Here is a 24,977-nt window from a genome sequence, read left to right on the forward strand (position 1 = left end):
ACGATAATCATCCGATAATCACCATATTTTAACGCGATCCTGCGGAGAGAGATAGAGTTTCTCGCCCGACTTGACGCCGAAAGCGTCGTACCATGCGTCAATGTTGTGCATGGGCATGTTCACCCGCGCTTCAGGAGCGGAATGTGGGTCGGTCACGGCGCGGTTGCGGATCGAGTCATCCCGCAGCTTCTGACGCCAGACCTGCGCCCACCCCAGGAACACCCGCTGATCGCCGGTCAGGCCATGAACCACCGGGGCAGGCTTGCCATGCAGAGACGCATGATAGGCATCGAGCGCCAGTGTCAGCCCGCCCAGATCGGCAATGTTCTCGCCCATGGTGAGCTTGCCGTTCAGATGAACGCCGGGAAGGACCTCGAAAGCATCGTACTGCTTGCCGAAGCGATCGGCGAGGGCCTGGAAACGCTTGACATCATCGGGCGTCCACCACTGGTGAAGACGGCCATGCTCATCGTATTGACGCCCCTCATCATCGAAAGAGTGGGTCATTTCATGGCCGATCACGCCACCGATGGCCCCGTAATTGACGGCGGCATCGCCCTTCGGGTCGAAGAAAGGTGGCTGCAGGATGGCCGCCGGGAAGACGATCTCGACCTGATTGGGATCGTTATACGCATTCACGGTCTGTGGCGTCATGAACCACTCATTGCGGTCCACCTTCTTGTCCAGGTGGCCAAGGTTATACTGCCAGTCGAAGGCCACAGCCCGCGCGGCGTTACCGTAAAGATCACCCGGCTTGACGGTCAGACCGTCATAATCGCGCCACTTGTTCGGATATCCGACCTGGATCTCGAAATTCTGCAGCTTGCGACCAGCAGCCGCACGCGTTGCAGGGGCCATCCAGGCATTATGGGCGAGGCGATTGGCAAAGGCAGCCTTGACGTCCTGGGTAAGCTCGGTGATCCGCGCCTTGGCCGCCGGCGGGAAGTAACGATCGACGTAGATCTTGCCGATCGCCCAGCCCATGGCGTCCTCTGTGTGGCTGACCGCCTGCTTCCAGCGGACCGGCAGCTGAGGCGACCCTTCGAGCTCATGATCGTAGAAATCGAAAGCCGACTGGACAAAATCCTTGCCCAGATAGGCAGACGCGTTGCTGGCCACATGGAAAGCAAGCCAGGCGCGAAGCACGTTATAATCGGCCGATGCCAGGATTTTTGCCATGCCCGCAATGGAACTCGGCTCGCCAACAATGATACGGCGTGCGCCCAGCTTGTCAGCGGGAATGCCCGATGCTGTCAGGAAGGCAGGCCAGTCAATACCCGGCGCCTTTTTGGCCAGTTCATCGACGCTCATCGGGTTATAGACCTTCACAGGGTCACGCATTTCGGTGCGAGACCACTGTGCCTTGGCGAGCTCAGTCTCCAGCGCGACGATCCTGGCGGCTGCCTGATCGGCATCCGGCCAGGCGATCATACCCAGCGTCTTGGCGATATAAGCCTGATAGGCCTTCTTCTTCGCAGCAAAATCAGGCTTGAGATAATAATCGCGATCGGGCAGCCCCAGCTTGCCCTGATGCATGATCAGCGCATATTGCTCCGGATCATTGTCATCGGCACTGATCATCAGACCGAAAGGCGCGTACTGGAAGCCATAGGCGGACTGACCGAACAGGCGTGACAGCGATGCCTGATCCTTGACCGCCCGCACCGCATCGAGATCGGCCTTGAGCGGGGTCACGCCAAGCTTGTCTACCGTCGCGGTATCAAGGAAGGTTGCGTAGAACGCACCCAGCTTTTCCTCTGTCGTCTTCGGGTCGGCGGCGGGATGCTTCCCAGCATCTGTCAGGATCGACTGGACGCGCTCACGTGCAGTTTCCGCCAGAATGACAAAAGGACCGAAAGACGAGCGATCCGCCGGGATCACAATGTTCTTGAGGTAGGTGCCATTGGCATACTGGAAGAAATTGTCCCCGGGGCGCACGGACTTGTCCATGCCCGCCATGTTGAAACCCCAGCTCGGATCATAGGGCTTGACCGTCTGCGTCGTATTCCCGGCAGCGGGGGCATCGGCAGCGCGCGCCGGAGCAATATGACCGCTCAGCGCCAGAAGGCTGACGGCACCGAGCAGGAATGGTGGAGTACGTTTCATTAATCCGGTCACAGAGCTGTACTTTCAACAGGTTTGAGACTGTCGTGCACCGCTGCGGTGCACGACACATTACGCAACGTTATGTCAGATCGGGTTCAACGGCGAGTCCGCGGCTTCGCCTTGCCTTTTGCAGGTTCGAGACTGGTCGTCGCGAGTACGTTGAAGTCGAACACAACAACCTTGTCGATCGACGGCGCGGCGAAGTTCTTGAACGCCTCATGCGCGGGGTCGAACCAGGCGGGATCCATGATCACCGGCTTGCCGACATAGAAGTTACGATCGCCTTCCGATGCAAAAGTCACGATGAAGGCCTGTTGGAGACCCGCATCGGCTCCCTCCCCGCTGTTTTGCACGCCCATTTCGATTGACTTGACAGGATGCGACCCGTCCGGACGCCGCGAGTCCTGCGCCAGCCTCAGAAACCGCATCGTGATTTCGGCGCGCATCGCTGCTGTCGTGCCGGACTTGTAGCGGAACATCACCACATGGCGCAGCAATCCGGGCCTCCAGTTTGCCGCCGTGAACTGGGCCAGACCGACCTGCGCCGCAAGCTGACGGGCTGCAATCGTCCCGTCATCAGCCACGGGAGGGAGTGTCACCGGGCCGGATGACGCTATAGGCAAAGAATAGGGATCCGCCTTGGCCATGCCCGTCACAGAAACAAGGCCAATACTCGACATCAGGCCCGCAGCTAAGGCGAGGCGCATTGTAAAAGACATCACGGACAAGCTCTCCCAAGTGGATCGTCCTGGTCATGATAGACCAGGACGTCGCTCCGTGAGGGCTTAATTCGCCGTAGGGCGGCAAACGCTTTCGTTATGACGCGAGTACAGCCTGCCGGTAGCGCTTTGCCTTGAACTGAATCAGCGCATACATCGCGCGCGCCACGAGGTTCTGGATGCGCGAATGGGGCGTGAAGCCGATCGTCTTGAAGATCATGCTGGTCACCCGGTTGATATGCTTGGGCTGATAACACCCCATCGCGCGCGCCATATAGGCGGCGATGCATTTCTTGTGATCATAGGGCGTGTTGCTCGACATGTTGGTCGTATAATACGCCGTCGCCAGTTCATCGTCCTCGCTCTCGGTCACACGCCCAAGTGCGATCTTGGTACGCTGCCACACGCTCAGCTTTTCACGCTTCAGGTAGCGATGCATGTGGTCGTAAAAGAGCTTGAAATGACGGTACTCATCCGCCGCAATCTGTTTGCAGATGGCCTTGAGCACGGGTTCGTCCGTGGCATCGGCCAGAGCCGTATAAAAGGATGAGGTTCCGGTCTCGACCATGCAACGGGCAATCAGTTCGCCCGTACGTGAGCCACGTATCGAAGCGTCGACATCCTGCTCGATATGATAGGTCGCGCGATAACGCTCGAACGCGGTCATGTAATCCCAGCTCGGATCCGCCAGCATCGCCCATTTGCCGAGCGCATCGCCATGCTGCACTTCCTCGACGGCCCAGTTATCGGCGGCCTGACGGAAATCGGGATCGCCCACAAAGACATTGCCGAGATAGACCGCGTAATCGAGCCCGTTCCGCTCGACCACGGCCGCCGCCTTGATGACCGGAATCAGGTCCGGGTCCACGCGGGATGCATCGAAAGCATCCCAATCCATCTGATCGATGCGCCAATGTTTCATGACGCCTAGATGACATGTCCGCGCCAATTTGGGTAGAGTTCTCGCGCAGGCGCGTGACAAGCGCCCCCTTGCTGTGGCATCGCTGCGCGAGCTTTTCGTTCTCAAATGTTTTGGAGCCATGCCCCGCATGTCCCTCGATACCCTGACACGTGACCCGGTCGTCCCTCGTGAACTTCGCGCTGCGGCAAGCTGGAAACCTGAACTCAGGCATGACTGGACACGCGACGAAGTAGCCGCGCTGATCGACCTGCCTTTCCCGGAGCTGATCTTCCGCGCCCAGATGGCCCATCGCGCCTATTTTGACCCGACCCGGGTGCAGATCTCGACGCTCCTCTCCATCAAGACGGGCGGCTGCCCGGAAGACTGCGCCTATTGCCCCCAAAGCGCCCTTCACGAGAAAAGCGTGAAAGCGGAACGTCTGATGGCCCTTGAAAAGGTCCTGACTGAAGCCCGCGCCGCCAAGGCCGCCGGTGCCGGACGCTTCTGCATGGGGGCTGCCTGGCGCTCCCCCAAGGAACGTGATCTCGACACGGTCTGCGCCATGATCGAGGGCGTGAAGGCGCTCGGGCTCGAAACCTGCGTCACGCTGGGTATGCTCGATGGCGAGCAGTCTCGCCGCCTCAAGGAGGCCGGGCTCGACTACTACAACCATAACCTCGACACCTCGCCCGAGTATTACGACAAGATCATCACCACCCGGACCTATCAGGACCGCCTCGACACGCTTTCCAATGTGCGTGACGCCGGGATCAATGTCTGCTGCGGCGGCATCGTGGGCATGGGAGAAGATGAAAGCGACCGCGCCGGGCTGATCGCCACTCTCGCCTCCCTGCCCCAGCATCCCGAGAGCGTGCCGATCAACCTGCTCGTACGCGTCGAGGGGACGCCCCTCGCTGAGGCCGAAGCCGTCGATCCCATCACATTCGCCCGTGTCGTGGCTGCTGCCCGCATCACCATGCCCGCCAGCCATGTGCGCCTCGCGGCAGGCCGCGAATTGATGAGTGACGAAGCCCATGCCCTGGTGTTCCTGGCGGGTGCGAACTCGATCTTCTGCGGTGACAAGCTGCTGACCACGCCCAATCCGGCCGAGCATCGTGACCGCAAGCTTCTGGCCAGCCTCGGCATGAAGCCGATGACCGAGGGACACTGACACCGCCTTCTTTGCTGAACTAAAGAAAGGCCGGTTCCTGCAAGGGGACCGGCCTTTCTTGTGGGCACGGTCTCCGGGTCTTATGGGCGACGTTTCAGAGCCTCTCCCCTTACCCGTCTCCGAGGCTTGAGGCCTGTCGTCCTGATCTCGACCTAGGGCCGCCGGTTGCACGCGTTTTGCAAGCAATGATAGGCGCGATCGTCTTTCGCGCCCATAGCCGCATACCGGATGAGTTCGTTATGCGCCCGAGCCATCCGATCAACATGGCTCCCGGTGCTCGAATAACAAAAAAGCCAGCCCGAAGGCCGGCTTCAGAGCACTTATCTACTGGCTATGCAGAACGATCGAGGGCAGGCATAGGCCCGCCCCCTGCCACGATCAGAAATCGGCTGTGACCGAGAACTTGAAGGTACGCGGCAGGCCTTGCAGCAGATAGCCGCCAAAAGCACTCTCCCAGTAACGGCTATTGGCAAGGTTATCCACGCCCAGACGGGTTGTGATGGCCTTGTGTTCCACCACAAAGCTGTAGCGCGCGCCGACGTCGAAGCGCGTCCAGTTCGGCACACGCAACGTATTCAGGTTATTGGCATATTGATGGCCGGTCTGGATCACACGCCCGGTGACAGTCGCCCCGCGAATGAAGGGCAGATCATATTCAAGATTACCGTTGATCGTGTAACCCGGCACGCCGATAGCTCGCTTGCCATCATAGAGGCCACCCGAGGTGCGACGCTGATCGGCATCAATGATCGACGTCCCGCCGTTGAAGCGCAGTCCTTTAAAGATCTCGCCATTGACGGTGAACTCGATGCCGCGGTTACGCTGCAGACCATCGACAGAAAAGATGCTCGTCCCCGTACCGGGAATGGCCACGGTATAGGAGTTGGGCTGATCGATCTGGAAGATCGAGACCGAGGTCGAGAAGCGGCCGATGTCATACTTGGCCCCCAGCTCGTACTGGACCGTCTGATAGGGCGGGAAGATCTGGCCGAGATTGACGACCTGACCACTGGCCTGCGGTCCGGGCGCAAGCCCCTCGATACGGTTGAAATAGATGGACGTCTGATGGGTAGGATGCACGACCAGCCCGACCACCGGTGTGAACGCGCCCTGATCGTAGCCTGTGGGCGTTCCCTTGCCGTAATTATAGGCCACTGTCTTGATGGACTGGTAGCGGAAGCCCGCGGTCAGTGCCACGCGATCATGGAACGCCGAGACTGTATCCGAGAAGAACAGGCTCCACAGACGTGTCGTGTTGTTCTTCTGGGGATTATCGATATTGCCGCCGATATAGGTCTCGGGCTGGGACGCATTATACAGCGTCGGGTGATAAAGATTGGTCTGCTGCCGCGTCAGAGCGAGGGCATAGGCCGAGGCGTTTTCTTCCCATAGCCCTGATCCGCCCGCATTGATCTCATGCTTGATGCCGCCCGTGTGGAAATGCGAGCGCAGACCCGCCTGTGTGCTCTCATTGGTCTGCACATAGGGCACATACATCGCGCCGTTATAGCCCGCACCGGTCTGGCTGTTCGTCACATAGGTGCTGCCGTAATTGCCCTTCTCGTTGCCCCCGAGGCCACCAAACTGCGCATAGGCGGTCAGATACTTGCCAAAGTCATGTTCGACCTTGAGCTTGCCATAGATGTAGTTAAGCTCTGTGTAGGTCCAGGGCTGGCCGTAATTCGCCCCCGCGCCCGGCACCTTGGGAACACTGGTGACCCCGCTCAGGAAGACGCCGCCGCGACCGCCATTCACGCCCTGATTCTCGTAAGCCATGTCGACCGTCACGCGGGTGCGTTCCGAGCGATCATGCCAGTCGAACCCGCCGCCCACGGCCACCTGATGGCGCTTCTCACGATCGATCGCCGAGACGCCGCTGCGCCCGGCCACATTGATGCGCACCCCAAACTGCTTGTCCTGCCCGAAGCGCCGACCGACATCGACCGCACCGCCCCCCATTGAGGAGCTGGTGTAGTCTCCGGTGACGCGCGTCAGCGGCGTATCGCCTGCATGTTTGAACTCGAGGTTGATATTGCCACCCTGGGCCGTGCCGCCCGGGGCTGCGCCGTTGAGAAACGCGCTGGCGCCATTTAGCACCTGGACCTGGTCGTAGAGCTGCGGGGAGACGAGCTGTCGCGGCGTGATGCCGTAGAGCCCGTCAATCGCCACGTCATCGCCATAGACCGGGAACCCGCGAATGATGAACTGCTCGGAGAAATTGCCGTAACCATAGGTCGTACGGACCGTCGGGTCGTTCATCAGCACTTCGCCCAGCGTCTGGGACTGCTGGTTCAGGATCAGGGCCGAGGTATAGCTGCGAACATTGAAGGGCACATCGAGACCCTTCTTGTTCCCCAGCGCTCCCAGATTGCCGCCTGACTTCACTTCCATACGGTTCTGACGCTGCGCCTTCACCTCGATCTGTTCATCGTTCGTCAGCGCGGCCTGTTTTGGGCTCGCCGCCGGTGTCGCTTTCGTTGCCTGTTTTCCGGTTTGGGTCGACGCGGCTGCGCCTTCGGTCGACTGCGCCTGAGCCCAGCCCTGATGGGGCAGAGCGACGGAGAGCATCAACAGGGTGGACAGGGCCATCGGGCGCGAACGCACGGTGTTGGTGGCGAGCAGGATCAGGGAATGCAAGAGGCCGATCTCATTGACAAAGGAGTGATGACGGGGCCAAATAGACGCGAATAAGAAACGCTCGCAACTAAACTTTGGCCTGCCAGACTGCTTGCGCGAAAACAAACAAGGCCCTGTTGCACAGGAAGCACATGCGAAAGAGTATCAGTTACAAAAAGGGGGACAGCTTTGCGCGCGTCTGGACGCTCAGACTCATCCTGGGCGCAGGCGCGAGCTATGCTCTGGCCATGGGGGTTCTGAGCCTGTTTCGTCATTTCGGTAGCGAAGCGATGCTGGTCGTCGGGTTTCTATGTGCTTTCGCCTTGATGCCGGGTATCGTTCTGGTGCTTTTCTGCTTTCCCTCGCAACGGGCGCATGGCCGCACGACGGGAAGATCGCTCAAAACGCTCGCCATCGTTCCTTTGGCGGCGATCCTGTCCATCGCGGGAGTTCAATAATGCGGGATAACCTGCGTATCCGTATGGGCTGGCTGCATGAGTGGGTCGGCTTCGTTGGCGGGCTGATCCTGGTGATCACCTTCACGGCTGGCTCTCTGGCGCTGTTCGATACCGAGCTCACACGCTGGATGCAGCCTGAACTGTCCCGCTACACTCCTGCGCCCATGACAGATCAGGCCCTTAACGAGGTCGGCACTCTTGCCGCCGAGATGCGTAGCGAGGGCGCGAACGCGTTCATCACACTCCCGACGCCTCGCGATCCGATCATTCGCATCCAGCATTTCGACGGACATGCTTTCGTCGGCTCGGCCTATCGTCCCGATACGGCCTTCCCTGTCGCAACCCGCCAGACGGGCGGTGGCCAGCTTTTCTTCGACCTGCATCATTCCCTGTATTACGGACCGTTCTGGGGGAACATGCTGACCGAGATCGCGGCGATCGGGCTGCTCGTGGCTGTCGGCTCGGGTGTCGTCATCCATTTTCGCAGCATTTTCACGGATCTGCTTCTCTTTCGTCCCTTTGCCTCGAAGACACGCGCCTTCATGGATGCGCATATTCTCGCAGGCATCCTGTTCCTGCCCTTCATGGTGATGATGGCCTATACGGGCGCCGTCATTCATGCCCCGCGCCTGTTCCCGATGTTCGGCGGCAATCATCACGGGCGCCCCGGGCATGAACGCCCCCAGCAGACGGCGCATTCCCAGCACACTCATACGCCGCGGACCGAAGCCGATGATGCTCCTGCCGCAGCCCCCCTGGCCCCGATGTTCCATCAGGCAGAGGATGTCTTTGGCACCGGCACGATCGGGCTCGTCCTGTTCGATCATGGAAAAGTCTCGATGACAAAAGCGGATTCCGCTTCCTTTGCCATCACGCGTGATCACCTGGAATTTTCCGAGACAGACGGAACGCTGCTCAAGACCGTGCGCGCACCCGATACGCTTCATCGTCTGGGCGGTACCCTGCGTGGGTTGCATTTCATTCGCTGGGCCCCGCTTCCGCTGCGCTGGCTGTATTTCCTGAGCGGCCTTGTCGGCAGCGCCATGATGTCGGGCGGACTTGTTCTCTTCCTCATGAAGCACAGGAACCAGAAGGCGGGACGATTCGATTTCAGGCTCGCTGAAACCCTGACGATCGCGGTCACAACCGGGCTGCCCCTCGCCTGTCTCGCCTATCTCTGGGCCAATCGCCTCATCTGGTCCGATATCCAGTTCCGAAGCGGGATCGAAGTCCGGGTATTCTTCGGCGTCTGGGCGTTCAGCGTTGCCCATGCTGCCTGGCGCAGCTTTTCTGGCAGGTCGAAGCAGGGCTGGAACGAGCAATGCTTCCTGTTCGCTGCCTTCGCTCTGGCACTGCTGCCGCTGGACCTTCTCACGCGCAGCATGAACAGCTTCTTCAACGGGCTCGACGTGTACAAGGCTGTCGATCTGACGGTGATCGGCCTTGGCACCCTGGCTTTCCTGATTCACCGGAGGCTCGCCACGCCATGATCGTCATCGCCGCTCTCGCATTATGGTTCGTGGCACTGTCATTTCATGCGCTGCTGCAAGCCAAGCTTTGCCGCATCATGGCGCTCCCCGTGCTGCCTCATTTGCCGCTTCATCTCGGCCGCCTTGTCCTGCCCCTTGTTGCGCTGTGGCTCTGCCTCAGGCTTGGAACAGTTCCGGGTGTGCTCACCTGGTTCGGCACGGCTTCCGTCGCCGGAATCATAGCATCGCTTGCCCTCACGGCAATATCCCTGCGCCAACCGGGGCGCAGGAATCTCGGTGACCGCACGGCAGACGCTCTCTGATCCTGTCTTGATCGGCCCTTGGCGCTAATCCGGGCCTTACTTGTCAGCCTTCGGATTTTCCTGCGCGCGGCTCTGCACGGCGCGCTCGCGATAGGCAGCCGCGCGCTCCGTCTGCCCGGCAGCCAAAGCCGCCCGTGATGCGCAGTCCAGAGCACGGGCCATGCTTCGGTAATCCAGCATATCGCGACGCAGATCCACGGCCCTGAGCGCACTGGCTTCGGCCTCTGCAGGTTGATTATGACGCAGCGCCAGACGGGCTTCGAGTTCCGCCCGATCCGCCATTTCCAGACGTGGCGGCTTGGGGGAACGTGGCAATGCGTCAAGCGCCGTGGCCAGTGTCCCCGCATCTCCGATGCCATCTGCGGCGAGCCCTGTCAGAAAGGCGCGCCTCTCGAGCAAAGCCGTATCGCCGGTGCTGATATGACGGGACTGTTCGAGGGCTTCTTCATACCGCTCGAGCCTGCACAGAGCCGCCATGGAAACGAGATCGAGCGCTGCGTGGTCTGCACCGCCACGCAGAGCGAGATCGGCTTTCACCCGGGATACCGTCGAGAGAGCCCCGGGAGCATCACCGGCGGCGAGGGTCGCAACGGCCATATTATAACCCGCATCGCGTATCGCCAGGCGGTCGTCGCGCAGCAGGGCCCGATCATAGGCTGCCCCGAATTGCTGTCTCGCCTGATCGGAGCGCGTCTGGTCGAAGGAATCTCGGCCTACATCCATCGCGTTTGCGTAATCCTGGTCGGTTTTCACACTATCCTGCCCGCTGTGGCCCCCGCAGGCGGTCAGGGAGAGAACGGCCGTTGCAAAGAAGACCCGGCTCCGCTTCATGGCCTGATATCCCCGGCAGGCAGGCGCTGCGGCGTTGCCTTGGATGATGAGCCGCCGAGGATCCACAAGCCTCGCAACTGATCCGTCAGTTTCTTGAGGCTGTTGGCCGTAGCCTGTGCCTGGGTCAGCAACGCCGGAAGCTGTGCGCTGGCATCATCGAGATGGGTCATCGTCTCCTTGAGCTTGGGCGTCGCCTTTTTCACATCACTGCTGCTCTGTCGCAGATTGGCCATCGTCCCCTCGGTCTGTCTGAGCACGCCTGAAACCTGCGCCTCGATCGGCTGAAGCCTTGCGATGGAATCCTGCAACGTTGCAAGCACTGCATCGGCCTGTTTGAGGATCCGGTCATCCATGACGATTCCGCCCACAGTCCCTCTCCCCGAACGGATGGCGGTCGTCACAGCTGCCAGATCGGCCATGATCTTGTCTGCGTTATGCAGGGCCGGCATCATCCCTGCGCGGATGTCGCCGATGGTCTTGGTGATCATGTCTGCCGGGTTCGGCTCCACAGTCGCCTCGAGCTCCGCAAATTCCCAGTCCATGGCCGGGCCCTTGCTGCGTTCCAGCTCGATATAGCTTGCCCCCGCCACAACGAAGCGATGGCGGATAATCGCATGGCTGTCCTTGCGGATATAGGGCTCGAACTGGGGGTCGATATCGGCAATGGCGTACATGTTGCCATGGGGGTTGATCTTGACGGAGCGAATGGAGCCGATCCGGATACCCATGAGCTCGATATCGTTCCCGACCGCCAGCCCGGCGATCCCGCTCTCGGGCAGGTTGAAATGCAACTTGCCCGAGGGGGTGAGCCAGTCGCGCAGGACGCCGGCCTCAACGATCGCGAAAATGAACAGGCCGAATGTCGCAACGACCAGTATGCCCACCCATTCATCGGCGTAGCGTATCCGCATGAGGGGGCGCGACTTGCCATCGGTTTCGGTATTTGTGCGTATGCGAAACATCACACCCCCTGTTTCATTGGCATCAGACCCTCATCGAGCAACCTGAACCGGCGCGTTCCGGCTGCATTGTACCCGTGCCAGAGATCGGGCTCCCGTGAGAACCAGATAACGCCGCATCCACGTTCGCGGGCGGCCGTCAGTTCGGCCAGGAAAGCGGTCATCATATCAGCGGTCTCCAGATCCACGGGATCTTCCAGAATCAGCAGCTTGGGCTCTCCCATGAATGCGCGGACACAGGCTGCACGCGCGCGATCGGCATTGTTGAGCCGCCCCGGCGACAAGGTCGGCAGTCCCGGCAGGCCGAACCGGCGCGAGAGGGTAATGGCCTGCGCCACGAGATCTTCGGTGGGTGTACGGGTGTGATGCAGTTGCTGGACAAGAATATTGAGATCGGTACCGAACAGGTCGATCCAGGCCCCCTGTTGCATGACCCGGCCAATACGCCCGCGCAGTGCCCAGGCGCGATGTTCGGGAAGATGGTCCCAGTCAAGCCCCATACAGAGCGCCTGCCCCGAGAGCAGGGGAATGAGCCCGCTGCACAGATCGGCAAAACGGGTTGCGCGCACCGGGTCCCGGCAGGCCACCAGCATGCAGTCTCCTGGCATCAGCCTGACACTGTAAGGTACGGAAGTGAGACCGCTCTCCTCGAAGCGTGGGCAGGCCTCGCGCAGTTCGAGCGCAGCGTGCAGATCGTCACTCATGCCACCAGCACCCCGAGAATGACATTCGTAACCATGATCACCAGAATACCCCGGGCAAAACCGCGGGGCAGAAGTGTCGCGATCGTGTCTGAGCGCGTGGCATCGAGCCCGGTCAATTGCGTCGACAGGCTGAGCAGGAAGCCGCTGATGATCAGCTTGAGCGGGATCCCGACATAGTCGATGGGTTTCATCGCGCCGACGATGTCATAAAGGAATGTCCATAGCGGCATGGTGATGATCGAATGCAGACGGCACACCCCGTAACCCACCGAAAGTGAGGTCAGGCTGAAGACCACGCCCAGCGTGAAGGAGCTCAGCATCATCGCCAGTGCCCGCGGCATGACCAATGTCAGAAACGGATCAATGCCCTGCCCCTGTAACGCCCGCAATTCCCCCCCGAGCGTGAGTTGCCCGAGCTGTGTCAGACTAAGCATCCCGCTTCGCCCCAGCAGAATGACGCCCACGAGAACAGGCGCGATTTCGCGCACCAGAACCGTAGCGAGCAGGGAGTCCGTAGTATCGGCCATGCCGGCAATACCGAGCCAGTAGATCGCCTGCGCCACAATACCGAACCCGGTCAGCCCCGCCGTGAAAAGCGTGCTGAACAACCCGCCCCCTGCAGCCTGACGCAGCGTGCTCTTGAACTCATAGATCACCGTGCGACGCCATGAGGTCGGGCGGCAGGCCTCACGCACAACACCCCAGCTCGCGCCAACCAGCATCAGGGTGAAGCGTAACTGACGGCGGGTCAGCCCGCCGAGCGCGCGGAGCCAGCGACGGTAACGAGGCAGGGTCTCGCTCACCGCTTGGCCGCCAGGACATAGGTATTGGTGATCCCGACAGCGGGCAGGTAGAACATGCCACGCGGCCGGAAAAGGTAGTTCTCTCTCAGCAGGGCATGGGCGGTTTCCGACACCTGAATCGTCCCGGAGTCAGGCGCGCTGATGGCGAGCAGCTCCGAAGTCTGAACCGCTTCGCCCCATACATTGAAAATGCCTGGATCATCCCCGAGAATCGCCCCGAAGGCCGGCCCCACATCGAGGCCGATCCGAAAGCTCGGCGTCAGTTCCGCATCTGCCAGGGTGATCAGCGCAATCTCGCGCAGTGCCAGAATCGCATTCGCCACACGACGGGCGGCATCGGGGTCGGGCTCCTGCGTACATCCCCCGATCAGCACCAGCCTGTTGCCAAGAATCTGGGCAGAGAACAGGGCCTCGTGACGCATGACCTCCTGAAACTTGCGCACCAGCGACTGCACGACCGGCAGCAAATCGACCGATGTGTTCGAGCTCGTATCCATGAACAGGATGGTCGCCACTGCAACCTGACTGTACTGGCCCGGCGCCAGATCGGGTGTGCCTTCCGCACGGGGTGAGGCCAGAAATCCCTCACCCAGCCGGGTGGATACGGCATTATGGTCACCGGACTGGGTCGGCTCTGGCCGCTCGGCGCGGCTCTCATCGGCGCGCATGGCGGCAAACCGGACAGCTGCTATTTCGGCGACGATGGCGATGATATGCGACACCCCACGGGGCCGGATTGCATCCTCCAGCACCAGCATCCCGATGACCGAACCTCGGGCAAGAATGGGCTGGATATACACAGAGCGCGAATTGATCTGCGTCATGACCATACGCTGAAAGGTCCTGAGCCCCTCCTGCGTTGCGGCACTATCGCTCTCAATGACATCGCCCGACATCAGCAAGCCAAAAAACGTCGAGAGATCGCTATGCGACAATTCCATGCCCGCACTATGGGCATCGGTCGATCTGTCGTAGGAGTCCTCGCATAAGAGTCGCTGATCGTCCCCGACGGATCGCCACAGACTCACACGTCGCGCCTTGGCGAGTTCGGTCAGGCGTTGCGTCAGCAAAGGTGCATCGTGATCCGGGTCGAGAAGGTCGGGTGTTCCGGCCATGGCGTTGAGCGCGACGCTCTCGGCACGGACTTGCGCCCGCTCGAAACCGATCTGACGTTGCAGGCGCTCCGTGCGCCGGTTCTGGCGCACCAGAAACCCTGCGAGCAGGGCTGCGAGCACCACGATGACCATTGAGAACAGGAAGCCCTGCCGACCCGCCGCCGCCGCAAAAGCCGCGAAATCATCTTCCGGCGCATTCAGCATCAGGATCCAGCCGGGGCGGATCTTGTGGAGCGAGGCCATGATGGTGACGTATTGCTTGTCCCGCGCCTTGATCAGATGAACCCCCGCGCCGTAGATGTGATAGAGCGCGAGAGCCCGGGTGAAGACAGGCTGCGTCTGGGGATCGAGCAGCATGCTGTCGAATTTCCAGTTCGCTTTGCGGGCCACATCGAGCAGATGGCTGCCCGCTACCATGCGCCCGTTCTTGTCCACTACGACCGCCATACCGCTCTTGCCGATCTTGATGGCTGCCAGAAAATCCGTCAGGCGGTTCAGCGAAATATTGATTGCAAACACAGCCTTGTGGCCGTCAGAGGTATGCAGCATGCTGGCTGCCGTGACGATCAGCTCCTCGGTTGCGACAGTGGGGTAAGGGTCGGACCAGTTCAGATCGGGGTGCTCGAAGGCGCCCTTGTACCAGGGCCGGTTTCGCGGGTCGTAATTCTGGCCGGGCGTATCAACCGTGCGCACGAGCTTGCCCGACTTGTCGTAATACCAGTGCCGGAAGACGTTCTTGTCACGGATCAGATGGACCCACTCCATGCCGTCCGCGATATCCGTGGGCGAGCGATCGATGAACCAGAACGATCCTCTGTCATCGGCCAGATAGAAACTCTCGACCTGATGGACATTGCGCAGCATCGAGGCGCCATAAGCCAGAAACACCGTCGGCGGATCATCGGTCACGGGGTCGGTCAACAAGTCACGCGCCACAATCGCGGTTGCCGGGGCCGGGGCAAGATAATCCGAGACTTCCTGGGTGATGTTCTTCTGTTCTTCGCTCAGAAGATCCTGCGAAAGCGCAATCACGCCATTGCGGGTCTTGTGGTAGGAATGGAGCGTGACAGCAACGATCACGACGATCACCAGAACCACGCCGAATATCGGGGCGACGAGTTCGACGAGCCGACGTTTTCTCAGCTCGGCTTCGGGATCAGCCGGGTCAATGATCTCAGAAACAGGCAACAATCACCCTCCCAGGATATCCCCTCCTGCTGGGGATGACTTGCTTTTGCGTGTCAACGCGCGACAATTGCATGGGTCGCTTTCACATTTTCTCTCTTGTTTCAGGCCCCTGCAAGCTGCATCTCACCTTAATACTGCCCGAACTGGAGAACGAAGATGGCAAGAGCATGGCTCACGGATCGTACGGTCCTCTCCGTCACGGGACAGGACAGGGTCGGGTTTCTCCAGGGGCTCGTTTCCAATGATGTCGCGGCGGCCAGCGAGACCGCGCTCATCTGGTGCGGTTATCTGACCCCTCAGGGTCGTTACCTCTCCGACTTCTTTATCTGGCATGAACCTGACAGGCTCCTTCTCGATGTGCCCGCGGACCATGCTTCCATGCTGCGTACAAAGCTGCTGCGCTTTCGCCTGAGGGCGGATGTTCAGATCGAGATCACCACTCTCGGCGTCGAGGCGCTCTGGGCAGGCGATGCAGACACTGAAGGGGCACGCGTTGACCCTCGCATGGGCGCTGCGGGAATACGGCGCATTGCGCCTCTGCCGACAGGTGGGGATGAGCATGACGTTAGAGCCTATCACGCGCATCGATTGCAGCTTGGTCTGCCCGACACCGCGGATTGCGAAAGCGAGAAAACCCTGCTCATCGAAGCCAATTTCGACTGGCTGAACGGCATCTCATTCAGCAAGGGCTGCTATATGGGACAGGAACTGACCGCACGGACCCATTATCGGGGTCTGGTCAAGAAGCGCCTCGTTCCGGTCGAAGGGGATGGCCCGCTGCCCCTGCCCGGCACGTTGCTGATGCATGAGGGACGTGAAATTGGTCAGATGCGCAGTTCAGTCGGTGCCCGCGGCCTGGCTCTTCTTCGCCGCGAGGCATGGTCCACCACGCTCGAGCATGAGGGTCGTACCCTCACCCCGCTCATCCCCGAATGGTTCAAAGACGAGTTATCATGAGCTATCTTCCCCCTGATCCAACCATCATTGCGGCACTGCTGGACACCGTGAACTTCAACGAGGACGGGCTGATCACTGCCCTCGCCCAGTCCGCCGAAGCGCCGCATGACGTGCTCATGCTTGCCTGGATGAATCGTGAGGCTCTGGCCGAAACGCTGGCCACGGGTCAGGTCTGCTACTATTCGCGCAGCCGCAATACGCTCTGGCGTAAGGGAGAAAGCTCCGGCCAGAGGCAGAAACTCGTCTCAGCCCGCCTGGACTGCGACCGCGACGCCGTGCTGCTTCTGGTCGAGCAGACAGGGGTTGCCTGTCACACAGGTCGTCGTAGCTGTTTCTATCACGAGGTCGTGCCGGAGGGACTGCGCGACACGACAGCACCGGAAATCTCGCCCGAGCAGCTTTACGGCGGGGCGCACTGAACCAACCCCCTGCGACGGCGTCTCAAGCTCCGTCGCATTGACTGCCTCAGGCCCCGGATTCTGACGTCCCTGAAGCACTTCTTGCATTGAGAATACGCAGCACGGCCTCTGCCGCCGCATCCGAGGGCGTGCCGTTATGGGCCAGGGATTCCGGCGGTCGGAGCTGCGCCAGCACCTCATCGAACGCCGCCCTCTGTTCGGCACCGAGAGACGGATCTGTCAGCAAGGCATAGGATGCCTCGGCAAGTTCCCCAGGGGTGCAGCGCTCCTGCAGCAATTCGGGCACCACCTCGCGCCCTGCCAGCAGATTGACCATGGCGACATATTTCACCTTGATCATGCGACGCGCCATGAAAGCGGTCACGGGATTGACGCGATAGGCCACCGCCATAGGGACATGAGCGAGAGCAAGCTCAAGCGTGGATGTTCCTGATTTTGTCAGGGCAGCTCCGGCTGCGGCAAAGGCGTCATGCTTGTCATGAAGCTCGGTCACGATGATCGGCTTGACGGGCCATCGTGCCACGGCAGCCCTCACAGTCTGTGCCACAAGCGGAGAAAGCGGCAGAACCGGCACGATGCCGGGCAGCCTCTCCTTCAGCAGCGCAAGCATCTTGCCATAGACAGGCAAAAGGCGCGGCACTTCCGAACGACGACTCCCAGGCATCAGGATCAGGATGGGCGCTTCATCGGCGATGCCGTGACGCAGGCGAAAACGCTTCGCATCCCCCTGATCGGCCCCGGATTGCAGGACAGGATGCCCCACGAAATCGACAGCCACTCCACGGTCCCCGAACCACTCCACCTCGAAGGGCAGCAGGCAGAGCAGACGGTCCCATAATTCGGGGAAGCTGTGCACGCGCTTTTCATGCCACGCCCAGACCTGCGGCCCGACATAATGGATTTTCGGCACGGTGACATGGCGCAGGCGCTTGAGAAAACGCAGCGCAAAACCCGGAGAGTCGATGGTCACGATCATGTCCGGCTGACGCAGCACGACATCGTTCACTGCCTCGTTCAGGCGCTGGGAGAGCTGCCTGATGCGCGGCAAGACCTCAACCAGCCCCATCACCGCGAGTTCACGCATGGGGAACAGGCTGGTCAACCCCAGAGCTTCCATGCGTGGGCCGCCAATACCCACAAAGATCAGATGCGGGTCGCGCGCATGAAGCGCCTGCATCAGATGCGCCCCAAGCACGTCACCACTGGCTTCACCTGCCAGAAGCCAGATGACACGAGGGGTGATGGCTGAATGGGGCATGGAAACTCAGCGCCTCAGTTGTGCGCCGGTTGCCTTGGCAACAGCAGCGATGATCTTCTCGGAAACAGCCTCGATCTCGTCATCGGTCAGGCTGGCCTTCACCGGCTGGAGCGTGACCTCGATGCCCAGAGAACGATGACCTGCTTCGAGCGATCCCCCTTCATAGACATCGAACAGGGAGACATCGCTGATCAGGTTGCGCTCCGCACCCCTTGCGGCCTTGAGCACGGACTGCGCCTCGACACCCGGCGCCACGATGAAGGCGAAATCACGACTGATGGGCTGGAACGCCGAAAGCGCCGGGGGCTGGCGACGCTTGACCTTGGGCAGGGGCACGGCATGGAGGAAGATCTCGAACACGACGAGCGTCGAATCGATACCCATGGCACGCGTCACACGCGGATGAAGCTCACCGAAACAGCCGAGAACCGTCTTGGGGCCCTGACGCACCACGCCCGAGCGTCCCGGGTGATAATGGCCCGGAGCATCGGCTGTGACGCTCAGCGCTTCAGCCGGAAGCTTCAACGCATCCAGAGCGGCCATAAGATCGGCCTTGGCCTCCCAGAGCGTCATGGCCTGAGCACGTGCGCCGGGACGGCGAGGCGTCTCACCCCCACGCAAACCCGCCAGAACGAGCTTCTGCCCATCTGCCAAAAAGCATGGTCCGAGTTCGAACAGAGCAGCATCGTTGAGACCGCGCGCCGCATTACGCTGCCAGGCACGCACCAGATTGATGAGTGGGGTGGGACGCATCTGATTGAGATCGGATGCAATCGGGTTCAGCAGACGCAGCCCTTCGGGCGCTCCGCCGAACAGCAGCGCATCCTCATGCGATACAAAGGAAAACCCCACCGTCTCGGTCAGGCCACGCAATGCGCAGAGGCGACGCAGATCGCCCAGGCGCTTCTGTGCCGGGGTGACGGCAGGCGCAGCGATAGCGGTTCTGAGCGGCAGCGGCAGGGGCGGCACCGAGTCCAGCCCGTGGATACGCAGCACCTCCTCGATCAGATCGTTCTCGGCCTCGATGGCATGAACGGATGCCGCGGCGGTTTGCGCCTGATCCGGATCGAGATGCGGGGCCTGATCGAGCATGACACCTGTTGCCACGTCATTGCGCCATGAGGGCACCGCGAACAGGCTACGACCTGCCTCGCGCTCGCGCACCTCGAAGCCAAGATGCTCGAGAATACGAGTTGCCTCTTCCTCACCGATATCTGCGCCGCCAAGTGTGCTCAGACGATCGAAACGCAGCCAGGCGTCGCGCTGCCAGGCAGGAATGGCGCCAGCACTCGTGACATCGCTCGCTTCGCCGCCGCACAGATCGAGAACCAGACGGGTCGCAGCCTCGAGCCCTGACAGGACCAGGGCCGGGTCGATACCGCGCTCGAAACGCTGGCGGGCATCGGTATGGACCCCGAGCCTGCGTCCGGTCAGGGCAATACGCACAGGGTCGAACAGGGCAGCTTCGATGAAGACGTCAACCGTCTCATCGCTGACACCCGTCGCCTCGCCGCCGATAAGACCGGCAAGGGACTGCACGCCCGCACTATCGACGATGACCAGGTCATCCGTACCCAGAACCAGATCACGACCATCGAGCGCCCTGAAGGTCTCGCGTGCTGCCCGTGTCAGCGAGAGTGTCGTGCCGCCAATCTTGCCCGCATCGAACACATGGAGCGGACGCCCCAGATCGAAGGTCAGGAAATTGGTGATATCCACCAGTGTGCTGATGGGCTTGAGCCCGATCGACTCGAGGCGCTGACGCAGCCAGTCAGGGCTTGGACCGTTGCGTACGCCGCGCACGAGGCGACCCGCAATGAACGGACAGGCAGAGTCGTACTGGATGTCCCAGGTGATGGGGGACGGAAAATGCCCCTCCACCGTCTCGACCAGCCACGGCTTGAGATGCCCCAGACCTGCTGCCGCCAGATCGCGCGCGATGCCGCGTACGCTCAGCGCATCGCCGCGATTGGGGGTGATGGAGATATCGATCACCGGATCGTCGAGCCTGGCGTAATCGGCATAGGCCTGACCCAGCACCACGGTCTCGGGCAGTTCGGCAATACCATCGGACTCGGCTCCGAGTCCGAGTTCGCGCAGCGAACACAGCATGCCGCCGCTTTCCTGCCCGCGGATCTTGCCTGCCTTGATGGTGATGTCGCTGCCTGGAATATAGGTGCCCGGTGGGGCGAAGATCACATGCAGACCCGCGCGTGCATTGGGCGCACCGCAGACCACCTGAACCTTCTCATAGCCACCGCCAGCCGCTACGACGCACACTTGCAGACGATCTGCATCGGGATGTCGATGAGCTTCGAGAATCTTGGCCACACGAAAGCCCTTGAGGCTGTCGGCAGGGTTTTCGACGCTCTCGACCTCGAGGCCGATGGCATTGAGCTTGGCAAGGATGGCGTCCAGCGAAACCGTGAAATCGAGATGCTCGCGCAGCCAGGACAGGGTGAATTTCATGGTTTCAGACTCCTTCTGCGAGGCTGACGGAAGACAGGGCCGAGAAGCCGTAATGGCGCAGCCATCTCAGATCGCTCTCATAGAAGGAGCGTAGATCGGGAATCCCGTTCTTGAGCATGGTCAGGCGTTCGATCCCCATACCGAAGGCAAAGCCCTGCCAGATGGCCGGATCGAGCCCGCAATTGGCGAGCACACGCGGATGCACCATGCCCGAGCCCAGAACCTCGAGCCAGTCCGTGCCGCCACCGATCTCGCCCGTCTGACGTGACCAGCCGATATCGACCTCCATCGAAGGTTCGGTGAACGGAAAATACGATGCGCGAAAGCGCACCGGCAGGTCCGGCTTGTCGAAGAAGACTCGTAGGAACTCGATCAGACAGCCTTTGAGGTGACCGAGCGTGATGCCCTTGTCGATGACAAGTCCTTCACATTGATGAAACATCGGTGAGTGGGTGGCATCATGATCGGCGCGATAAGTGCGACCCGGCGCAATAACCCGTATGGGCGGCGCCTCGGTGAGCATGGTGCGGATCTGTACGCCCGATGTCTGGGTGCGCAGAACTCTTGCAGGAGAATCTTCCTGGGCAGAGGGAAGATAGAAAGTATCGTGCTCGGTACGGGCGGGATGATGGTCGGGCGTATTGAGAGCCGAGAAATTATGCCACTGGGACTCGATATCCGGGCCTTCTGCCACGGAGAACCCCATCGCCCCGAAGATCGCGGTCATTTCCTCGACGGTGCGGCCAATCGGGTGCAGCAGTCCCAGCGACAAGGCAGGGGCCGGAAGCGTCACATCCACCTGCTCGGACTTCAGACGGGCCTCGAGAACGGCGTCGGCAATTTCCTGCCCACGCGCCTCGACCGCGCTGTTGAGCGCATCGCGCAGGCGGTTGAGCGCCTGGCCGCGCTCCTTGCGCTCCTCGGGGCTCATCTTCCCCAGTTCCTTGAGCAGACGGGTCAGACGGCCGGACTTGCCCAGAACCCCCACGCGAATGGCGTCCCAGGCGGCGTGATCCTGCGCCTGCGCCAAGGCTTCGAGAGTGTCGCTTCTCAGCGCTTCGAGATCATCGCCCATCATTCGCCTGTCCCATCGGTCAACTGGTATCGTCAAAAAAGAAAACGGGCCGTCCTGATACAGGACGACCCGTTTTCTATCAAATCCGGAAATCTGCCGAAGCGGAAATCCGAAGGCAAAAGCCTCTAATCAGGCCTGCGCCGTCTGTTCCTGAGCGGACTGCTCAAGAGCCATCTGCGCCAGCTTCACGATCTCGGCGAAGGTTGCTGCGTCATCGAATGCGATGGCGGCCAGAACCTTACGGTCGATTTCGATGCCAGCCTTCGCCAGTCCGTTGATGAACTTGCTGTAGGTCAGGCCCTGCTCGCGAACGGCAGCGTTGATACGCTGGATCCACAGAGCGCGGAAATCACGCTTCTTGTTGCGACGGTCGCGATAGGCATAACGAAGAGCCTTCTCGACGCGCTCGAGAGCGATACGATAGTTGGTGGAAGACCGGCCGCGGTAACCCTTGGCGAGATCCAGAACCTTCTTGTGACGGGCGTGCGTCGTTACGCCGCGCTTAACACGTGCCATTTATCTGCTCCTCAAGCCAGTCCGTAGGGGGCCCACTGCTTCACGGTCTTCGCATCCATGTCCGTCATGGTCTGCGGGCCGCGATTGGTGCGCTTCATTTTCTGCGGACGGTTGATGAGGCCGTGGCGCTTGTTGCCGGGACCGCACATCACCTTGCCGGTCGCGGTGATCTTGAACCGCTTCTTGACCGACGACTTGGTCTTCATCTTGGGCATTTCGTTCTCCTCTCGACATATAAGGTGCCGGATTGCGATTGCTCGCAGCCGTCACCAAGCGGCCAGGCATGCCCTACCATCGCCTGGACGCGCGTTCGAAAGGGGGCACCTATAGGATATCTTTAGCCCGCACAACCCATTTTAACGCGCTAAAACATTTACTTTGGGTTAGACAGGACCCTAACCACAATGTGGGACGTTCTTGACGTAGATCAACATTTGGGCCTTTTACCACGCGGTCTCTTTTCGCAACGTTTCCGAACACGAAACCACACATAGGACGACGCATGAACACGGTTTCCCGGCCGCGGTTCTGGGCAGCCCTCACCGCCGTGATATTTGCCCTTTGTGGCATTTATCTGACACTCGGCGGTGTCTGGCTCCTGAGCTATGGCGACACCCCTTATTACGCAGTCTGCGGTATCGCCCTTCTGGCGACCGCCTATCTCGTCTGGAGGGGCCGTGCGGCCGCCTTCTGGCTCTATACCCTGATCATCCTCGGCTCGCTCATCTGGGCGATCGGCGAAATCGGCATCGATTTCTGGTCGCTCGTGCCGCGTGGCGACGTGATCACCATTCTCGGTATCTGGCTGCTTCTGCCTTTCGTCAGCCGCCAGATCACCACGAGCCGTCTCGCCACCCTGCCCCTGCTCGGCAGCGTCGTCCTCGCGCTGATCGTGGTAGTCGTGGCTTTCGTGCAGGATCCGGGCGACAAGGCCGGTAATCTGCCCACCGAAAAGGTGGCCGCCGCAGGCAGCGACGCGCCGCAGCTTCCCGATGGCGACTGGCAGGCCTATGGCCGCACCCAGTATGGTGATCGCTTCTCGCCACTGACCCAGATCAACTCCGAGAATGTCAGCAAGCTCAAGGTCGCCTGGACCATGCGCACGGGTGACTTCAAGGGACCCAATGATCCGGGTGAAGCCACCAACGAGGCCACACCGCTTGCCGTCAATGGCACGCTGTATTTCTGCTCGCTGCACCAGAAGCTCTGGGCGGTCGACGGTGCCACCGGAAAGACGAAATGGGTGTTCGACCCCCATCTCTATGTCAATCCGGGCTTCCAGCATCTGACCTGCCGTGGCGTGACCTACCATAAGTCCGATGCGAGTGCCGTAACCTCCGATGGTTCGCCCGCACCCGATGAATGCCATGAGCGTCTGTTCCTGCCTGTCAATGACGGCCGCCTCTTCGCTGTCGATGCCCAGACCGGCAAGGCCTGCCCGAGCTTCGGCAAGAGCGGCGAAATCGACCTGCGCACCCCGTACATGCCCTATGACCATGTGGGTGGCTACGAGCCGACTTCACCGCCTGTCGTCACCGACAAGCTGGTCATCATTTCAGGCGCTGTGACCGATAACGGGTCCACCAAGGAGCCTTCGGGCGTCACGCGCGCCTTCGACCTGTTCACGGGCAAGCTCGTCTGGGTGTTCGACACCGGAAACGCCGATCCGAACCAGATGCCGGGCGACGACCACAAATATGTGGCGAACTCCCCGAACTCCTGGATCACCGCGTCCTATGATTCCAATCTTGGCCTGATCTATATCCCGACCGGTGTGCAGACACCTGACCAGTGGGGCGGCGACCGCAGCGCCGATTCCGAGCGCTATGCTTCGGCCATCCTCGCCCTGCATGCCGATACCGGCAAGCTGGCCTGGAGCTACCAGACCGTGCACCACGATCTGTGGGACATGGATCTGCCTGCCCAGATGAGCCTCGTGGACATCACCCAGAAGGATGGCACGGTCGTTCCGGCGATCTATGCTCCGGCGAAGACGGGCAATGTGTTCGTTCTCGACCGTCGCGACGGCAAGCTGATCGTGGGGGCTCCCGAACTGCCCGTGCCGCAGGGCGCCGCCAAGGGTGACCATACCGAGCCGACCCAGCCCTTCTCAGACCTGACCCTGCGTCCCAAGGCCCTGCTGACAGGCAAGGACATGTGGGGTGGCACCGTGTTCGATCAGCTGATCTGCCGCGTGGCATTCCATCAGCTCGACTACAAGGGCACGTTCACACCGCCGTCCGAACGCGGGTCGCTGATCTTCCCGGGCAATCTCGGCATCTTCGAATGGGGTGGTCTCGCTGTCGATCCGCAGCGCCAGATTGCCATCTCCAACCCGATTGCCCTGCCCTTCGTCTCCAAGCTCGTTCCCCGTGGCCCGGGCAACCCGCTCTGGCCGGATGAGAACGCCAAGGGCACTGGTGGCGAGACCGGTCTGCAGCATAATTACGGCGCGCCCTATGCCGTCATGCTCAGCCCGTTCCTGAACCCGATCACCACCAAGATCGGCTTCCCCATCCCCTGCAAGCGTCCGCCGTGGGGCTACATGGCCGGCATCGATCTGCGCACCAACAAGGTGATCTGGCAGCATCGTAACGGCACGTTGCGCGACAGCCTTTACAGCAGCGCCCTGCCCGTGCAGCTGCCCCCGCTCAAGATCGGCGTGCCGAGCCTTGGCGGTCCGCTCACGACGGCTGGCAACGTGGCCTTCCTGACCTCGACGCTGGATTTCTACATCCGCGCCTACAACGTTACGACAGGTGAAACCCTCTGGCAGGATCGTCTGCCTGCGGGTGGCCAGTCGACCCCGATGAGCTACTCGGCCAATGGCAAGCAGTACATCGTGACCTATGCCGGTGGTCATGGCTCCTTCGGGACCAAGATGGGCGATTACGTCATCGCCTACGCCCTGCCGAACTGA

At 60.9% G+C, this 24,977-nt stretch carries 21 protein-coding genes; 7 read left to right on the plus strand and 14 right to left on the minus strand.

Annotated features, from left to right (window positions below):
* Nucleotides 1–18 precede the first annotated feature (18 nt).
* From AA0535_RS02605 to AA0535_RS02615, 3 genes are all read right to left on the minus strand, one after another.
* Nucleotides 19–2,106 carry a M13 family metallopeptidase gene (locus AA0535_RS02605; RefSeq protein WP_264814358.1) on the minus strand — a complete coding sequence of 696 codons (2,088 nt, stop codon included), beginning with the start codon at nucleotides 2,104–2,106 and terminating at the stop codon, nucleotides 19–21.
* 95 nt (nucleotides 2,107–2,201) lie between these two features.
* Nucleotides 2,202–2,825: a Dabb family protein gene (locus AA0535_RS02610; RefSeq protein WP_264814705.1), complete on the minus strand. Its 624-nt coding sequence runs from the start codon at nucleotides 2,823–2,825 to the stop codon at nucleotides 2,202–2,204.
* 97 nt (nucleotides 2,826–2,922) lie between these two features.
* Nucleotides 2,923–3,747 (minus strand): ferritin-like domain-containing protein, encoded by an 825-nt coding sequence (locus AA0535_RS02615; protein ID WP_264814359.1) that lies wholly within the window; start codon nucleotides 3,745–3,747, stop codon nucleotides 2,923–2,925.
* A gap of 28 nt (nucleotides 3,748–3,775) precedes the next feature.
* On the opposite strand from AA0535_RS02615, the gene bioB reads away from it, so the two are divergent.
* Nucleotides 3,776–4,897, plus strand: a complete 1,122-nt coding sequence (bioB, locus tag AA0535_RS02620; RefSeq protein WP_373319260.1) for a biotin synthase BioB — start codon at nucleotides 3,776–3,778, stop codon at nucleotides 4,895–4,897.
* A 378-nt stretch (nucleotides 4,898–5,275) separates the two neighbouring features.
* On the opposite strand, the gene AA0535_RS02625 is transcribed toward bioB, so the two are convergent.
* Entirely contained in the window at nucleotides 5,276–7,465 is a 2,190-nt protein-coding gene (locus AA0535_RS02625) for a TonB-dependent receptor (RefSeq protein ID WP_264814707.1), read from the minus strand.
* Nucleotides 7,466–7,665: 200 nt separating this feature from the next.
* On the opposite strand from AA0535_RS02625, the gene AA0535_RS02630 reads away from it, so the two are divergent.
* The 3 genes from AA0535_RS02630 to AA0535_RS02640 are packed head-to-tail and all read left to right on the plus strand — an operon-like array spanning nucleotide 7,666 to nucleotide 9,763.
* Complete coding sequence (locus AA0535_RS02630) at nucleotides 7,666–7,971, plus strand: hypothetical protein (RefSeq protein ID WP_264814360.1); 306 nt, start codon at nucleotides 7,666–7,668, stop codon at nucleotides 7,969–7,971.
* A complete protein-coding gene (locus AA0535_RS02635) occupies nucleotides 7,971–9,461 on the plus strand; it encodes a PepSY-associated TM helix domain-containing protein (protein ID WP_264814361.1) in 1,491 nt (496 codons plus the stop codon). Before AA0535_RS02630 ends, AA0535_RS02635 begins: the two co-directional genes overlap by 1 nt.
* Nucleotides 9,458–9,763 carry a hypothetical protein gene (locus AA0535_RS02640; protein ID WP_264814362.1) on the plus strand — a complete coding sequence of 102 codons (306 nt, stop codon included), beginning with the start codon at nucleotides 9,458–9,460 and terminating at the stop codon, nucleotides 9,761–9,763. The genes AA0535_RS02635 and AA0535_RS02640 overlap by 4 nt, the downstream gene beginning before the upstream one ends.
* Before the next feature lie 36 nt (nucleotides 9,764–9,799).
* Here the strand turns inward: AA0535_RS02640 and AA0535_RS02645 are convergent, their stop codons facing one another.
* Genes AA0535_RS02645 through AA0535_RS02665 form a run of 5 tightly spaced genes read right to left on the minus strand, consistent with a single transcriptional unit; the run spans nucleotide 9,800 to nucleotide 15,363 of the window.
* The gene (locus AA0535_RS02645) at nucleotides 9,800–10,594 is read right to left on the minus strand and encodes a hypothetical protein (protein WP_264814363.1); all 795 of its coding nucleotides are present in this window, start codon (nucleotides 10,592–10,594) and stop codon (nucleotides 9,800–9,802) included.
* Complete coding sequence (locus AA0535_RS02650) at nucleotides 10,591–11,556, minus strand: MlaD family protein (RefSeq protein ID WP_264814364.1); 966 nt, start codon at nucleotides 11,554–11,556, stop codon at nucleotides 10,591–10,593. Before AA0535_RS02650 ends, AA0535_RS02645 begins: the two co-directional genes overlap by 4 nt.
* A complete protein-coding gene (locus AA0535_RS02655) occupies nucleotides 11,556–12,257 on the minus strand; it encodes a P-loop NTPase family protein (RefSeq protein ID WP_264814365.1) in 702 nt (233 codons plus the stop codon). The genes AA0535_RS02650 and AA0535_RS02655 overlap by 1 nt, the downstream gene beginning before the upstream one ends.
* Nucleotides 12,254–13,060, minus strand: coding sequence for an MlaE family ABC transporter permease (locus AA0535_RS02660; protein WP_264814367.1), 807 nt, complete (start codon nucleotides 13,058–13,060; stop codon nucleotides 12,254–12,256). Before AA0535_RS02660 ends, AA0535_RS02655 begins: the two co-directional genes overlap by 4 nt.
* On the minus strand, nucleotides 13,057–15,363 hold the full coding sequence (locus AA0535_RS02665) for an adenylate/guanylate cyclase domain-containing protein (protein WP_264814368.1): 2,307 nt from the start codon (nucleotides 15,361–15,363) through the stop codon (nucleotides 13,057–13,059). Before AA0535_RS02665 ends, AA0535_RS02660 begins: the two co-directional genes overlap by 4 nt.
* A gap of 156 nt (nucleotides 15,364–15,519) precedes the next feature.
* Here AA0535_RS02665 and ygfZ point away from each other — a divergent pair, with 156 nt between their 5' ends.
* Both ygfZ and hisI read left to right on the plus strand, forming a co-directional pair.
* Nucleotides 15,520–16,320, plus strand: coding sequence for a CAF17-like 4Fe-4S cluster assembly/insertion protein YgfZ (ygfZ, locus tag AA0535_RS02670; protein WP_264814369.1), 801 nt, complete (start codon nucleotides 15,520–15,522; stop codon nucleotides 16,318–16,320).
* Nucleotides 16,317–16,739: a phosphoribosyl-AMP cyclohydrolase gene (gene hisI / locus AA0535_RS02675; protein WP_264814370.1), complete on the plus strand. Its 423-nt coding sequence runs from the start codon at nucleotides 16,317–16,319 to the stop codon at nucleotides 16,737–16,739. The genes ygfZ and hisI overlap by 4 nt, the downstream gene beginning before the upstream one ends.
* 46 nt (nucleotides 16,740–16,785) lie before the next feature.
* On the opposite strand, the gene lpxB is transcribed toward hisI, so the two are convergent.
* From lpxB to rpmI, 5 genes are all read right to left on the minus strand, one after another.
* The gene (lpxB, locus tag AA0535_RS02680; protein WP_264814371.1) at nucleotides 16,786–17,997 is read right to left on the minus strand and encodes a lipid-A-disaccharide synthase; all 1,212 of its coding nucleotides are present in this window, start codon (nucleotides 17,995–17,997) and stop codon (nucleotides 16,786–16,788) included.
* A 6-nt stretch (nucleotides 17,998–18,003) separates the two neighbouring features.
* Nucleotides 18,004–20,466 carry a phenylalanine--tRNA ligase subunit beta gene (pheT, locus tag AA0535_RS02685; RefSeq protein WP_264814372.1) on the minus strand — a complete coding sequence of 821 codons (2,463 nt, stop codon included), beginning with the start codon at nucleotides 20,464–20,466 and terminating at the stop codon, nucleotides 18,004–18,006.
* Nucleotides 20,467–20,470: 4 nt separating this feature from the next.
* Nucleotides 20,471–21,541, minus strand: coding sequence for a phenylalanine--tRNA ligase subunit alpha (gene pheS / locus AA0535_RS02690; RefSeq protein ID WP_264814708.1), 1,071 nt, complete (start codon nucleotides 21,539–21,541; stop codon nucleotides 20,471–20,473).
* A gap of 129 nt (nucleotides 21,542–21,670) precedes the next feature.
* Entirely contained in the window at nucleotides 21,671–22,057 is a 387-nt protein-coding gene (gene rplT, locus AA0535_RS02695) for a 50S ribosomal protein L20 (protein WP_062164227.1), read from the minus strand.
* Between the two features lie 11 nt (nucleotides 22,058–22,068).
* Complete coding sequence (gene rpmI, locus AA0535_RS02700) at nucleotides 22,069–22,272, minus strand: 50S ribosomal protein L35 (protein ID WP_023978115.1); 204 nt, start codon at nucleotides 22,270–22,272, stop codon at nucleotides 22,069–22,071.
* A gap of 287 nt (nucleotides 22,273–22,559) precedes the next feature.
* Between rpmI and AA0535_RS02705 the strand changes: the two genes are divergently transcribed.
* Nucleotides 22,560–24,977 carry a glucose/quinate/shikimate family membrane-bound PQQ-dependent dehydrogenase gene (locus tag AA0535_RS02705; protein ID WP_264814373.1) on the plus strand — a complete coding sequence of 806 codons (2,418 nt, stop codon included), beginning with the start codon at nucleotides 22,560–22,562 and terminating at the stop codon, nucleotides 24,975–24,977.

Source organism: Asaia krungthepensis NRIC 0535, from assembly GCF_025995175.1.
Lineage (GTDB): Bacteria > Pseudomonadota > Alphaproteobacteria > Acetobacterales > Acetobacteraceae > Asaia > Asaia krungthepensis.

Coding starts and splice junctions, on each gene's coding strand:
- lpxB (WP_264814371.1), bottom strand. CDS start 17,997: ATGCCCCATTCAGCCATCACCCCTCGTGTCATCTGGCTTCTGGCAGGT.
- AA0535_RS02605 (WP_264814358.1), bottom strand. CDS start 2,106: ATGAAACGTACTCCACCATTCCTGCTCGGTGCCGTCAGCCTTCTGGCG.
- rplT (WP_062164227.1), bottom strand. CDS start 22,057: ATGGCACGTGTTAAGCGCGGCGTAACGACGCACGCCCGTCACAAGAAG.
- AA0535_RS02615 (WP_264814359.1), bottom strand. CDS start 3,747: ATGAAACATTGGCGCATCGATCAGATGGATTGGGATGCTTTCGATGCA.
- AA0535_RS02640 (WP_264814362.1), top strand. CDS start 9,458: ATGATCGTCATCGCCGCTCTCGCATTATGGTTCGTGGCACTGTCATTT.
- AA0535_RS02655 (WP_264814365.1), bottom strand. CDS start 12,257: ATGAGTGACGATCTGCACGCTGCGCTCGAACTGCGCGAGGCCTGCCCA.
- hisI (WP_264814370.1), top strand. CDS start 16,317: ATGAGCTATCTTCCCCCTGATCCAACCATCATTGCGGCACTGCTGGAC.
- AA0535_RS02625 (WP_264814707.1), bottom strand. CDS start 7,465: ATGCTCTCCGTCGCTCTGCCCCATCAGGGCTGGGCTCAGGCGCAGTCG.
- AA0535_RS02610 (WP_264814705.1), bottom strand. CDS start 2,825: ATGTCTTTTACAATGCGCCTCGCCTTAGCTGCGGGCCTGATGTCGAGT.
- AA0535_RS02630 (WP_264814360.1), top strand. CDS start 7,666: ATGCGAAAGAGTATCAGTTACAAAAAGGGGGACAGCTTTGCGCGCGTC.
- AA0535_RS02705 (WP_264814373.1), top strand. CDS start 22,560: ATGAACACGGTTTCCCGGCCGCGGTTCTGGGCAGCCCTCACCGCCGTG.
- pheT (WP_264814372.1), bottom strand. CDS start 20,466: ATGAAATTCACCCTGTCCTGGCTGCGCGAGCATCTCGATTTCACGGTT.
- AA0535_RS02645 (WP_264814363.1), bottom strand. CDS start 10,594: ATGAAGCGGAGCCGGGTCTTCTTTGCAACGGCCGTTCTCTCCCTGACC.
- rpmI (WP_023978115.1), bottom strand. CDS start 22,272: ATGCCCAAGATGAAGACCAAGTCGTCGGTCAAGAAGCGGTTCAAGATC.
- AA0535_RS02635 (WP_264814361.1), top strand. CDS start 7,971: ATGCGGGATAACCTGCGTATCCGTATGGGCTGGCTGCATGAGTGGGTC.
- AA0535_RS02650 (WP_264814364.1), bottom strand. CDS start 11,556: ATGTTTCGCATACGCACAAATACCGAAACCGATGGCAAGTCGCGCCCC.
- pheS (WP_264814708.1), bottom strand. CDS start 21,541: ATGGGCGATGATCTCGAAGCGCTGAGAAGCGACACTCTCGAAGCCTTG.
- ygfZ (WP_264814369.1), top strand. CDS start 15,520: ATGGCAAGAGCATGGCTCACGGATCGTACGGTCCTCTCCGTCACGGGA.